Origin of the sequence: Roseibium sp., from assembly GCF_039982295.1 — a bacterium.
Taxonomy (GTDB): domain Bacteria; phylum Pseudomonadota; class Alphaproteobacteria; order Rhizobiales; family Stappiaceae; genus Roseibium.
In genome coordinates, this window is record NZ_JBDWYP010000037.1 from 61,926 (window position 1) to 73,869 (window position 11,944).

12 protein-coding genes are annotated in these 11,944 nt (G+C 56.9%); all 12 read right to left on the bottom strand.

The window, feature by feature from the left end; translation table 11 throughout:
- Positions 1-4: 4 nt before the first annotated feature.
- The gene (locus ABJZ52_RS07130) at positions 5-2,449 is read right to left on the bottom strand and encodes a heavy metal translocating P-type ATPase (RefSeq protein ID WP_348487728.1); all 2,445 of its coding nucleotides are present in this window, start codon (positions 2,447-2,449) and stop codon (positions 5-7) included.
- A 136-nt stretch (positions 2,450-2,585) separates the two neighbouring features.
- Positions 2,586-3,920 (bottom strand): APC family permease, encoded by a 1,335-nt coding sequence (locus tag ABJZ52_RS07135; RefSeq protein WP_348199736.1) that lies wholly within the window; start codon positions 3,918-3,920, stop codon positions 2,586-2,588.
- A 23-nt stretch (positions 3,921-3,943) separates the two neighbouring features.
- Positions 3,944-4,348 carry a hypothetical protein gene (locus ABJZ52_RS07140; RefSeq protein WP_348199735.1) on the bottom strand — a complete coding sequence of 135 codons (405 nt, stop codon included), beginning with the start codon at positions 4,346-4,348 and terminating at the stop codon, positions 3,944-3,946.
- Between the two features lie 82 nt (positions 4,349-4,430).
- Positions 4,431-5,600, bottom strand: coding sequence for a Na+/H+ antiporter NhaA (gene nhaA / locus ABJZ52_RS07145; protein ID WP_348487729.1), 1,170 nt, complete (start codon positions 5,598-5,600; stop codon positions 4,431-4,433).
- 44 nt (positions 5,601-5,644) lie between these two features.
- Entirely contained in the window at positions 5,645-6,067 is a 423-nt protein-coding gene (locus ABJZ52_RS07150; protein ID WP_348198974.1) for a cytochrome c, read from the bottom strand.
- Positions 6,068-6,131: 64 nt separating this feature from the next.
- Positions 6,132-6,557, bottom strand: coding sequence for a hypothetical protein (locus ABJZ52_RS07155; protein WP_348487730.1), 426 nt, complete (start codon positions 6,555-6,557; stop codon positions 6,132-6,134).
- Positions 6,554-7,108 carry a ubiquinol-cytochrome c reductase iron-sulfur subunit gene (gene petA, locus ABJZ52_RS07160; RefSeq protein ID WP_348322559.1) on the bottom strand — a complete coding sequence of 185 codons (555 nt, stop codon included), beginning with the start codon at positions 7,106-7,108 and terminating at the stop codon, positions 6,554-6,556. Before petA ends, ABJZ52_RS07155 begins: the two co-directional genes overlap by 4 nt.
- Before the next feature lie 47 nt (positions 7,109-7,155).
- Positions 7,156-7,809, bottom strand: coding sequence for an isoprenylcysteine carboxylmethyltransferase family protein (locus ABJZ52_RS07165; protein ID WP_348198970.1), 654 nt, complete (start codon positions 7,807-7,809; stop codon positions 7,156-7,158).
- Positions 7,806-8,105 (bottom strand): DUF2933 domain-containing protein, encoded by a 300-nt coding sequence (locus tag ABJZ52_RS07170; RefSeq protein ID WP_348198969.1) that lies wholly within the window; start codon positions 8,103-8,105, stop codon positions 7,806-7,808. Before ABJZ52_RS07170 ends, ABJZ52_RS07165 begins: the two co-directional genes overlap by 4 nt.
- Positions 8,106-8,130: 25 nt before the next feature.
- The gene (locus tag ABJZ52_RS07175; protein ID WP_348322560.1) at positions 8,131-9,228 is read right to left on the bottom strand and encodes a hypothetical protein; all 1,098 of its coding nucleotides are present in this window, start codon (positions 9,226-9,228) and stop codon (positions 8,131-8,133) included.
- A 111-nt stretch (positions 9,229-9,339) separates the two neighbouring features.
- Positions 9,340-10,122 carry an enoyl-ACP reductase FabI gene (gene fabI, locus ABJZ52_RS07180; protein ID WP_348322593.1) on the bottom strand — a complete coding sequence of 261 codons (783 nt, stop codon included), beginning with the start codon at positions 10,120-10,122 and terminating at the stop codon, positions 9,340-9,342.
- 57 nt (positions 10,123-10,179) lie between these two features.
- Positions 10,180-11,943, bottom strand: coding sequence for an alpha/beta fold hydrolase (locus ABJZ52_RS07185; RefSeq protein WP_348198554.1), 1,764 nt, complete (start codon positions 11,941-11,943; stop codon positions 10,180-10,182).
- Position 11,944 lies beyond the last annotated feature (1 nt).

Genomic DNA, 11,944 nt, shown 5'->3' on the forward strand with positions numbered 1-11,944 from the left:
CATCTCACTTCTCCTCGATTGAGACGGTCCTAAGACGCAACGCGTTCCCTACGACGGAGAGCGAGCTCAGGCTCATGGCTGCCGCGGCGAAGATCGGCGAGATCAAAATTCCGAAGAACGGGTAGAGAACCCCCGCCGCCACCGGCACGCCGGCCGCGTTGTAGACCAAGGCAAAGAACAGGTTCTGTTTGATATTGCGCATGGTTGCTCGTGCCAAACGGCGGGCACGGACAATGCCGTTTAGGTCTCCCTTAACCAGGGTGAACCCAGCGCTTTCAATGGCGACGTCGGCGCCGGTTCCCATTGCAATACCGACATCGGCCTGGGCCAGCGCAGGCGCGTCGTTGACACCGTCTCCGGCCATGGCGACCTTACGGCCTTGATCTTGGAGATCCTTGATAATCCGCGCCTTATCCTCAGGCAGGACATCCGCGCGAATCTCGTCGATGCCCAGTCTGCCGGCCACGGCCTTCGCCGTGCGTTCATTGTCGCCAGTGGCCATAACGATGCGGAATCCTTCGGCGTGAAGGGCCTTGATCGCGCCGACGGTGGTTTCTTTGACGGGATCGGCGACGGCGATCAGGCCCGCGATTTCATTCCCGAGAATGACGAACATCACCGTTTCGCCTTGATCCCTGCGGCTATCCGCGGTGGCAGAGAGTGCATCGCCATCCAAACCAAGGTCAGCAGCAAGTTTGGCGTTGCCCAGCGCGACCTGTTTGCCGTCGATGATGCCCTTGACACCCTTGCCGGTGACGGCCTCGAAATTCTCTGCCTTGGCGAATTCGATGCCCCGTTCCTCGGCACCGGATACGATGGCCTCGGCCAGCGGGTGTTCCGAACCGCGCTCCAAACTTGCCGCAAGCCGCAAGACTTCCGCTTCACCATGACCGTCGTTGGGAAGAACGGCGACCAGTTTGGGCTTGCCGACCGTCAACGTGCCGGTCTTATCGACGATCAGCGTATCGACCTTGGCGAAGCGTTCCAAGGCTTCTGCGTTCTTGATCAGCACGCCCGCCTGGGCCCCTCGGCCGGTTGCCGTCATGATCGACATGGGTGTGGCCAGGCCCAGCGCACAAGGACAGGCGATGATCAACACGGCAACCGCCGAAACCAAACCATACGCCATAGCCGGTGCCGGCCCCCAGATGGACCATGCAATGAAGGCACCAATCGCGACCAAGATCACAACCGGGACGAACATGCCGGCGACAGAGTCAGCGACCTTTTGAATAGGAGCACGGGAACGCTGCGCATTCGCAACCATCTCAACGATCTGGCTCAGCATGGTATCGGATCCGACCCGCTTGGCCTCCATGACCAGACTGCCCGTACCATTGATGGTGGCGCCAGTCAGGTCATCGCCCTCCGTCTTCTCGACCGGGACCGGCTCCCCGGAAATCATGGACTCATCGATGCTTGAGCGGCCTTCCAGGACGACGCCGTCCACCGGAACCTTGTCACCGGGGCGGATGCGCAGCTTGTCGCCGACCTTGACGTCCTCGAGCGGGATTTCTTCTTCCGAGCCGTCATCGCGGATAACGCGGGCCGTCTTCGCCGCCATATCCAAAAGCGCCCGGATCGCGGCCCCCGTCCGGTCACGTGCGCCAAGTTCCATCATCTGCCCGAGTAGAACCAAAACGACGATAACCGCACCAGCCTCGAAATAAACGCCGACGTGACCGTCCACGGACCTGAAACCATCGGGGAAGATATCGGGTGCCAGAACGGCGACGAGGCTGAACAGGTAGGCTGCCCCCACGCCCATACCGATGAGGGTGAACATGTTAAGCGAGCGGTTCACGACCGACTTCACGCCGCGCACGAAAAATGGCCAGCCGGACCAAAGAATCACGGGCGTTCCGAGGATCAACTCGATCCAAAGTGCCGCACGTTCGCCGACCGCCTCACGGATGAACCCAAGCCCGACGAACGGCCCCATGGTCAAGACCAGCAACGGCACGGTCAGAATAGCCCCCACCCAAAACCGCCGGGTGAAGTCGATCAGTTCAAGATTAGGCCCTTCTTCGCCTGTCGGCACCCCTATGGGCTCCAATGCCATGCCGCAGATGGGACAATCGCCGGGAGCGTCTCGGACAATTTCGGGATGCATGGGGCAGGTGTATTTGGTGCCGACGGGGGAATTCTCGGCAGCCTTTTCTTGAGCGCCAGAGAGATAATGGTCGGGATCAGCCTTGAACTTACCGAGACATTTCTCGGAACAAAAATGATATGTCGACCCGTTATGGTCGAACCGCGGTTTTCCCGCGTTCGGATCGACCGTCATGCCGCATACAGGGTCTTTCACCACAGCCGGCGCATCGTGATGCCCAGGGCCGCCGCACGAACCATGGCCGGAGCAACAATTGTGGCCTTGGAGTTTGTGGGACTCCGCAGCGGTTTCTACCTGCTTACGTTCGCCTTCACCCTGTTTGGAATGCTGATCCATCACTAAATCCCTCTCACGTTGCTCAAGAGCCCCGGTTGAACTGACGATGGAATTTTGAGGCCTCCAGCAACAGGAGGGTCAAGCAAAAACTTTCACTCTCAAGCGCCATTTCGCCTGGCACCAAGGCGTACCGAATTCAGCCGGTACGGCGGAGGAAAAGCTTTTCCCCAAAGAAAACGAGGGCAATACCGACCGCCGCGGAATAGATCACCGTCATGTCGGACTGCGCCTTGATCACCAACAGCGCACCGAGCACGACGACATCCATGACAATGGCGATGATAAGCACTGTCGCCGAGGCGTTCACTTCCTTGCGCAAATGGCGAAGAACGCCCCAATGAACGACGATATCCATGATGATATAGAAGATAGCGCCCAGCGCAGCGATGCGGCCGAGGTCAAAGAACGCGGTCAAAAGCATCGCCAGTACGATGGTGTAGACGAGGGTGTGCCTCTGGATATCCCCCGGCATGCCGAAATGGCTGTGTGGCACCAGCTTCATATCGGTCAGCATTGCGAGCATGCGCGAGACTGCGAAAACGCTGGCGATCACGCCCGATACCGTCGCGATAATGGCGAAAGCGACCGTAAACCATAGACCCGTTTTTCCGAAGGCAGGACGCGCGGCCTCGGCCAAAGCGAAGTCGCGCGCACGAACGATCTCCTCAATGGTCAAATTCCCCCCAACTGCAAGTGCCACCAGGAAATAGATGACGACGCAGATGACAATGGAGACGATGATGGCGCGGCCGACGTTCTTGTTCGGCTCAACAATCTCCCCGCCACTATTTGTGATCGTTGTGAACCCCTTGTAGGCAAGGATCGCCAGGGCGGTGGCGCCGAGGAAGCCGCCAGCGCTGGTCGTCGCCGGATCAACGGAAACACTCTTGAACGTGAACCCGGTGAGCCAAAGCCCGCCCACGGCGAACACCGCAATCCCGCCGATCTTGAGAAATGCCATGACGAAGGAGAATGTCTGGATAAAGCGGTTGCTGAGAACGTTCACAAAGAAGGCAAAAGTCAGCAGTCCGATCCCCATTGCAGGTACCAACCAATTTTTGTCTGCATCGACGTCAAACAGTTGCAGCGTGTAGGTGCCGAATGTCCGTGCAACCAAGCTCTCGTTGATGACCATGGAGAAATACATCAGGAGCCCGCAGGCGCCGGTCATCATGGTCTTGCCGTAGGCTTTCTCCAGGAACATGGCGATGCCACCAGCCGATGGATAGGCATTCGACATCTTGACGTAAGAATAGGCGCTAAATCCAACGATGATCGCCGCCGCGAGAAAGGCGAAAGGGAACCATTCGCCTGCGAGTTCGGCGACCTGGCCAGTCAGCGCGAAAATCCCGGCACCGATCATGACGCCTGTTCCCAAGGAAACAGCACCCGTCAGCGACAGGCTGTTCTCTTGATATTTGGCCGAGCGATCGTGACTGCCATGCCCTTCGTGGCCGTGCGGATCGGTCATATCGCTTTATCCTGTTTTTGCCGTCATGAATGGGCGTCGCCATGGTAGCGCACTTCGAGTTTGCTATCCGGCGGCACTGACTTCCCGAGATTTACGCTGAACCGCGAGACCTTAAGTGCCGTCGTGATCCTTCTTCCCCGATCCGTGAAGGCCGCCCACCCCGCGTCGGGCTCGGCACCGCTATCGGCGGCGCGGACATGAATATGCCCTCGGCGAAGCCCTGCGCTTCCGAACTGCATCAACCTGCCAGTCAGCACGTAGCCATCTTCCGTCTGCCACGCCTGCAACTGGTCGACTTCCGCTACGGACGAGTTGCCGGCAGGTACCAGAACGGCCTTTTCAAAGAGTTTCCCCGGCCTGAAGCTCGCGCAGGCCGCCAGGATAGGTGCGGCAACAAAGATGGAGGCGATCGCCAACTTGGATGTCATTTTACATCTCCTTCCCAAAAACTGATGAAAATCCTGAAGCATCCTGTAGGAAGAGGGTCAACACCAAGTATCCCGAAAAATATCAATCGTGCGTGATCGTTCCGGACCCGATAGTCGCATACTGAAGAACCAGAACACCAATCACGGCAGACAACAGCGACCCGGATAGAACCGCAAGCTTCGCTGATGACAACACCGCCGGATCCGGAAATGCCCGTGTGGCGATGAACAAGCTCATGGTGAATCCGATCCCCGCAAGAATCGAAACACCGAATACCTGCATCCAGTTGACACGTTCCGGCAAACGGCAAAGACCAGAACGAACCGCGAGAAATACTGCACCGAATATGCCGACCTGTTTCCCAAGGAACAACCCCAGGACGATCCCAAGCCAAACCCCTTCGCTGCTGCTGGAAAATGCCTTCTCGTCCAAAACCACGCCGGAATTGAAAAACACGAATAGGGGAACGACGAGCAGGGAACTCCACAAATGGAGGGTGTTTTCAGCGGAACGCAGAGGGGATTTGGACTTTGTCCGGTCTCCGTGCATGGGAACTGCAGCCGCAATTATAACCCCTGCAAGAGCAGCCTCGACACCCGCTTTCAACATGCCTACCCACAGAACCGCTCCGACGATGATGTATGCAACGGGGTTAGTAACCTTCCAGCGATTAAGCGCGAACAGCCCGACAACCGCAGCCAACCCAACCACCGCCGGTACCAGGGAAAAATGCTCACCATAAAATACACCGATGATGATGACCGCCCCGATGTCATCGAACACGGCGAGAGCCGTCAGAAAGACTTTCAGTCCGATCGGCACACGCGGCCCCATCAGCGAGAGAATGCTCAGAGCGAGCACAATGTCGGTCGCAGTCGGCACCGCCCAACCCCGTATGCCCACAGCGTCACCCTGATTGAAAGACGCATAGACGATCGCGGGCACCGCCATGCCTCCCAGCGCCGCGAAAGCCGGTAGCGCCGCACTCCGCAAGGTGTTGAGCTGTCCTTCGAGGACCTGCTGTTTGATTTCGAAACCGATGATGACAAAAAAGATCACCATGAGTCCCTGATTAATCCAGTAAACCATTGGGCCTTCGATGAGGAGTTCGCCGATACGCAAGTGGACCGGCGTGTGATGGACGGCCTGATACAATGCTGCGAAGGGTGAATTGGCAGCGACCAAAGCAAGCGCCATGAATGCAAGCATGACGATGCCGGCACCTTGATCACTGCGAAGCAGGCTTTTCATTTATTCTCTCAGAAACAGAGGTTGGAGGAATGCACACGGCCACTTCACATGTTGTGTGGCCGGTATCCAATTCCGTTAGCGGCCTGCAACTCGCGAATGTAGCGGACAATGGCCCCGATATCCGCCTCGCTCACCTGTGGCTGCGGCGGCATGTCACCGAACGGCCAATGATGTTGCCGCACGCCCCGCTGGGCCGCAAGTACGAACGCATAGTCTGCATGATGGCCGGGATTGTAGATGTCATGTACCAGAGGCGGCCCCTTGTCAGATCCGGCGGCGTTAGCACCGTGGCACTGAGCGCAGGTCGCATCGAACGCCGCCTTGCCGGCCTTCGCCGGCTGCGACAGCGTGGGCACCTTCACCGAAACGACCGTGTCTGCCCGTTCCGAGGAGAAAATCTTCCAACCGATGATGGCAATGCCGCCTATGACAAACGCACTCACAAAGATAGCGGGCACCTTGTCCATGATCTTCACTACTCCCCTCCACGGCGACGACATCTCTGGTGTTCAACAGCTCTGCCCGATCATTCTATTCATCCCCAGCCATGCGTGGATGCGTGCGGTGTGAAATCGACGGCGCCGCCGATTGCTGTTGCCCGCCGGTATGGCCATACAGAATCACCGGTTTGCCGGTTTCACTATCAACCACGATGGTGTTGACTTGAAACGCATGGTTCCGGTTGCCACCAGGAGCCATCACGGTCACGGCATAACGAGTGCCTGACGCGCTCTCCACAGGTGTTATTTTCAGAACCGTAACACCGTAGTCAGCGGCGACTTTATTTCGAATTTCGTCCGCACTCATCTCAGCCCGCGCGCTAGATACCGCCGTAACTGAGACCACCGCCACCGCCGCCACGACGAAGAACCGGAAAGCGAGACCATATCGACGAAAAGCGTGCGCCCCGCCGGTCAACTTTGTTCTCATAACAAATCCTTCCATTTCCAATGTCATCCGATCACCAATTTCTCAGGGTTGGGGAAAGCATATGGCGGCACGACCAGATTGCGCGGCGCCGGCCCTTTCCTGATGCGGCCGGAGGTGTCGTAGTGAGACCCATGACAGGGGCAAAACCAGCCGCCGAAATCGCCTCGCCGGCTCCCTTCTCGCTGACCAAGGGGAATGCAGCCCAGATGTGTGCAAATCCCAACGACAATTAACCACTCTTCCCTTTGGACCCGGTCCGCATCCTTCTCCGGATCCGGCAAGGCCGCGCTATCATCTGCCTTCGCTTTTGTAACGGCCTCCGGAGTACGACGATCCACAAATACCGGCTTGCCTTGCCAAACGACCGTAACCCGCTGGCCGCGCTCAATAGGCCGCAGGTTCAAGTCTGTCGATGCGAGCGCGAGCGTGTCGGATGCCGGATTAAGGCTGTCGATCAACGGCCAAACCGACAAAGCCACGCCGGTAGCTGCGAGCGTCGATGTTGAGACGATCAGAAAATCGCGTCTCGACCGCTCGTCAATCCTGAGGCTTTCAATATGTCCTTCTGATTTCATCATCGTGAAACAACCTGCTCACTTAGCTTGGTCGTTAACCCCGGATGCGGTTATGTCGTCGTATCGACCAAATTCCCAAACCGAGGGATAAACGCCGGAACCCTGGACCGGTAGTCTTCGTATTCGGCGCCGAACTCCTTTAGCGCCGTCTGTTCCTCCGCATATGCCAGCCGGACGTACATCCAGACGAGGACCGGGAACATCGCCAGCGTCAGAACCGTCGGCCACTGAAAAAGGAATCCGATCATAATGGCGATAAATCCAACGTACTGCGGATGACGGACCTTCGCATAAGCGCCTGTCCTCGCCAGCGTGCCGGATTTCTGCGCCTGGTAAAGAATGCGCCAAGCGGACGAAATCAGCGCGAATCCCGCCAGGATGAATGCGAAGCTCAGAATATGGAATGGACCGAAATGCGGGTTGCCCTGCCAGCCGAAGATCATCTCGGGCAGGTGGCCCGAATCATGAGCTAACCAGTCGATCCCCGGATAATTGCTCTGAAGCCAGCCGGATAGAAGGTAGATGGTTAGCGGAAAGCCATACATCTCAGTGAACAACGCGACCAGGAACGCGCTGAACGCCCCGAAGGACCGCCAGTCCGTTGCCGTCTGTGGCTTGAAGAAACTGAAGGCAAACATGATAAATACCGCGGAGTTAATGATCACAAGGGACCAAAGACCGTAGGCGTTAGTTGTCTCGCTCATGCGCTTGGTCCTCCACGATTATTGCCTTCGTCCCGACCGCCCTCGGCCTTCCCTTCCGATTGGTGGCCTTCGTGCCCCTCGTGGCCGCCATGGCCACCGTGCCCGTGGTGCATAAAGAGGTGCATCAAGGGACACAGAAGAATAAGAAGCCATGGAAGATACGGTAACGCACTGGCCACGTGCGCCTGATGCTCGGTCCAGAGAAAGTATCCGGCAACACCGAGAAACCCAGCAAGGACCAAGCCGCTTCGCGAAAACAACCCGCTCAATATGCCGTTGGAATGTCTTTCAGCCATTTTATCGCCCTCCAACTGAAGCCCATTACTGAACTAACTGATGTCCCTTGCCGCCGACGTCGATCGTGCCGGTCAGTTTCAGGGTCTTCGCATCGACAACCCATAGCTTCGGCAGTTCGACGCTCGAGACATAGATCACGCCTTGGCCCTTGATCACCGCCAGATGGTAGGGCTGCGGTGCCAACGTTAGTTCGCGCCGGTCACCGGAACTCAGATCGATCGCAATGAGCTTGTTCGCGCCCTTGGCGCTCACAAAGAGCGTCCGGCCGTCCTCAGACACGTCGATGCCGTGCGGATCCTCACCGCCCTTTAAAACCTTGGCAACGGCAAGGTGCTTAAGGTCAATGACCGACACAGTGCCGTCGCCGACGTTGTTGACGAACATCTTTCCGAGATCATCTCGAACAACGAGGTGCTCCGGGGCTTCTCCAACCTTCACCCTGTCGGAAACCCGCCAGTTGGCCGTGCGCACAATGCTGACGGAGTTGTCACCGGAATCGCTGATGTAAAGGCGGGCTCCGTCCTGAGAAAAGGCGGCATAGTTGGGCACGGCCCCGGTCTTGACGGTCGCAACGACCGTGAACGTCCGAATATCGATCACGGATACCGCATCCTGATTGGGATGGGTCACAGCGGCGAAGAAACCATTGGGCGACGCAGCAACATGATGAACTCCACCCGGAACATCGACCCGACGAACCACGGAACGGTCCTTGACCTTGATGAAGGTTACGCGGCTTATGACGGCGCTCTTCGCCACTGGTCGGCTTGCCGATTTCGCGTGATGCGCGGCATGGTCTTCCGCCGACACACCCGCAGGCCGTTCAGGTATTGTGGCGCCGGGCTCGACCTCCGTGAAGCTGCCGGCGATAAGGAGCTTCCCGTCGGGCGTCTTGGCAAGCCCGTGGACAGCCGGTACGCCGGTGATGCGCTCGACGACCTTGTTTGTATCGACATCGATAACCGCGATTTCATTGTTGCCGCCCATGGGGACAAAAACCACATTCCGTTCTCCGGCTGAGGCCGAGGAAAGCGCAGCCATCGCGAAATAGGCCGCCATGATAAGAAAGCCCAATCCTGTTGCGCGGGCCTCCGAAACTCGACTGATCGATTGCTGAAACATAACCCTCTCCATTCGCTCAAAACCGAATAAATCTTTGTATGAGGGCTCCCGCAGCAGGAGGGTCAAGTCAAAATTTTCTGCCTCGGTCGCAAACAGCCCCGCGACCAAATCTCAATGAAAAACCATGCCCTCAATATGAAATCCGGCGTCGACGTGGAGCGTTTCACCTGTAATGGCGGAAGAATAATCGCTCGCCAACATCAATGCGGCGCGCCCAACTTCACAGGATTCGACGGTTCTCCGAAGCGGCGCCTTTAGCACCGTTTCATTCAGGAGTTCGTCGAAATGCTCAATCCCGGAAGCAGCGCGTGTTGCCACAGCGCCCGCCGAGATGGCGTTCACTCTAATGGAAGAGCGTCCGAGTTCATGTGCCAAGTACCGAACTGATGCTTCGAGAGCAGCCTTCACAGGCCCCATGACATTGTAGTGATCTACCACCTTCTCAGCACCGTAGTAGCTTAGAGTCATCAGGCTGCCGCCCTCTTGCATCAATGGCTCGGCAAGCTTGGCCATGCGGATAAAGGAATGACAAGATATCAACATTGATTCAGCGAACCCATCGCTCGAACAGTCGGTCAGCCTGCCATGCAGATCCTCTTTCCGGGCCCAAGCGATCGAATGCAGAAGAAAATCCAGTCGACCCCATTTTTCCGCTATCGTGTCAAACAACTTTTCCAATTGCCCGGGGACGGAGACGTCACAGGGAAGGAAAACCGGGGTTTCGATTTCGCGGGCAAGCGGCTCAACAAACGGCATCGCCTTGTCGTTCAGGTAGGAAATCGCCAGTTCGGCGCCAGCATTCCGGAAACGCTGCGCCGCCGACCAAGCAAGGCTGTGCTCGTTGGCAATACCAACGACCAGTCCTTTCCGGCCATTCAAATCTATGACTTCCATTCTCTGATACTCCTCCTGCAGTTCGAGCGAGTGAACCAATCTCACGTCGCCATCAATTCACTGCATATAGACATATGTCCCAGGGGCATCGCAGAGCGGTTTATAGCCTTTCCGCGCAGCCCCCATTCGAGGCGGGTCGACCAGTACTCCCGAATTCGTCGCAAGCCACTTCCGCCAACAGGGCCACCAAGATCCTTCATGATTGTCCGCCTGTGACTGCCAGGAATCAGGATCGAGATAGGCTTCGAGATCATCGTGAGCGGCGATTTGGTGGGATCGCTTCGCGTTGCCTGGCGGATTAACGACGCCGGCATTGTGACCACCAGTAGATAGAACAAAGGTGACATCGGCGTTGGTCTGAGCATGGATTTTATATACGGAGCGCCACGGAGCGATATGATCGGACAAAGTACTGACCGCGAATATCGGAATACGGATGTCCCGCAATGAGATTGCTCGACCGCCGATGACATAGCGCTCGTCGGCAAGGTCATTATTCAGGAAGAGCTTACGGAGATACTCTGAATGCATTTTCGACGGCATCCGTGTTGCATCTGCGTTCCAGGCTATCAGGTCAATCATAGGCAGTCGTTCGCCGAACAGGTATGCGTTCACCATGCTTGACCATATCAAGTCGTTGGAGCGCAGGAGCTGGAAAGCCCCAGCCATTTGCTTGGTGTCCAGGTATCCTGTCTCTGCCATGATATTCTCGAGGAAGTTGACCTGCGCCTCATCGATAAACAGCATAAGTTCGCCAGCCTCGGTAAAGTCGGTTTGCGCAGCGAACAATGTCAAGGATACCAAACGACGATCATCCTCACGGGCCATCCACGCGGCCGCGATAGCCATAAGAGTGCCGCCGAGACAATATCCGACGCCGTGGATGCCCCTCCCAGGCATGATCGCAGAGATCGCATCAAGCGCCGCCATCACACCAAGCAAACGGTAGTCTTCCAGACTGAGTTCGCGGTCCTCCACCGACGGGTTTTTCCAGGAGATGATGAAAACCGTGTGTCCCTGCTCGACAAGAAACCTGACCAGTGAATTTCCAGGGCTGAGGTCGAGGATGTAGTACTTCATTATCCAAGCCGGTGTGATCAGGATCGGCTCTGGATAAACCTTTCCGGATGCTGGCGTGTATTGGATAAGTTCAATCAATTCGTTGCGGAAAACGACCTTTCCTGGCGTGACGGCCAGATTTTGCCCGACCTGGAACTGCTTTACTGCGGACGGGCGTTCACCCTGAAGGGCCAGTTTCCAATCCTCTACAAAATTCAGCGTCCCTTGAACCAGGTTATGACCTCTGCTTTCCAGCGTTGCCTTTCGGAACTCCGGATTGGTCGCCGGGTAATTCGCCGGCGAAACAACGTCAAGTAGTTGGCGGGCGACAAAGGAAACTATCTGTTCATGATGTTTAGAGACGCCGGAAACCTGGGTCGTGGCGTTGTGCCACCACTGCTGGGTAAGAAGAAACCCTTGGTAGGCAAGCCGATAAGGCCAATCCTGCCATTCCTCAGCCACAAACCGCTTATCATGGGGCAAAGGGTCGATGCATGGTGCGCATTGAGGGTCGCAACAGGCACTATGGCTGAATTCAATATACCGCAACAACTTTCGTTGTGCCTTGAGTGCAAGTTCAATCTGTTTGTCCGGCGACATAAGGAGATGTTGAGCCCAATCGATGTACGCCTGAAAGAGAGCTGTGGGGCTAATCCCACCAGTTACCCGCCCAAGCGCAGCATTCAGCGGTTGATCCAACGAAGGTTGGGTTTTGGGGGCATACTTGAGATCAGGCGCCTCACACTCCAGGCCATTCTTCATT

Bases quoted from the DNA above. Each gene is read 5' to 3' on its own strand.
- ABJZ52_RS07130 (WP_348487728.1), bottom strand. From the start codon at position 2,449: ATGGATCAGCATTCCAAACAGGGTGAAGGCGAACGTAAGCAGGTAGAA.
- ABJZ52_RS07135 (WP_348199736.1), bottom strand. From the start codon at position 3,920: ATGACCGATCCGCACGGCCACGAAGGGCATGGCAGTCACGATCGCTCG.
- ABJZ52_RS07140 (WP_348199735.1), bottom strand. From the start codon at position 4,348: ATGACATCCAAGTTGGCGATCGCCTCCATCTTTGTTGCCGCACCTATC.
- nhaA (WP_348487729.1), bottom strand. From the start codon at position 5,600: ATGAAAAGCCTGCTTCGCAGTGATCAAGGTGCCGGCATCGTCATGCTT.
- ABJZ52_RS07150 (WP_348198974.1), bottom strand. From the start codon at position 6,067: ATGGACAAGGTGCCCGCTATCTTTGTGAGTGCGTTTGTCATAGGCGGC.
- ABJZ52_RS07155 (WP_348487730.1), bottom strand. From the start codon at position 6,557: ATGACATTGGAAATGGAAGGATTTGTTATGAGAACAAAGTTGACCGGC.
- petA (WP_348322559.1), bottom strand. From the start codon at position 7,108: ATGATGAAATCAGAAGGACATATTGAAAGCCTCAGGATTGACGAGCGG.
- ABJZ52_RS07165 (WP_348198970.1), bottom strand. From the start codon at position 7,809: ATGAGCGAGACAACTAACGCCTACGGTCTTTGGTCCCTTGTGATCATT.
- ABJZ52_RS07170 (WP_348198969.1), bottom strand. From the start codon at position 8,105: ATGGCTGAAAGACATTCCAACGGCATATTGAGCGGGTTGTTTTCGCGA.
- ABJZ52_RS07175 (WP_348322560.1), bottom strand. From the start codon at position 9,228: ATGTTTCAGCAATCGATCAGTCGAGTTTCGGAGGCCCGCGCAACAGGA.
- fabI (WP_348322593.1), bottom strand. From the start codon at position 10,122: ATGGAAGTCATAGATTTGAATGGCCGGAAAGGACTGGTCGTTGGTATT.
- ABJZ52_RS07185 (WP_348198554.1), bottom strand. From the start codon at position 11,943: ATGAAGAATGGCCTGGAGTGTGAGGCGCCTGATCTCAAGTATGCCCCC.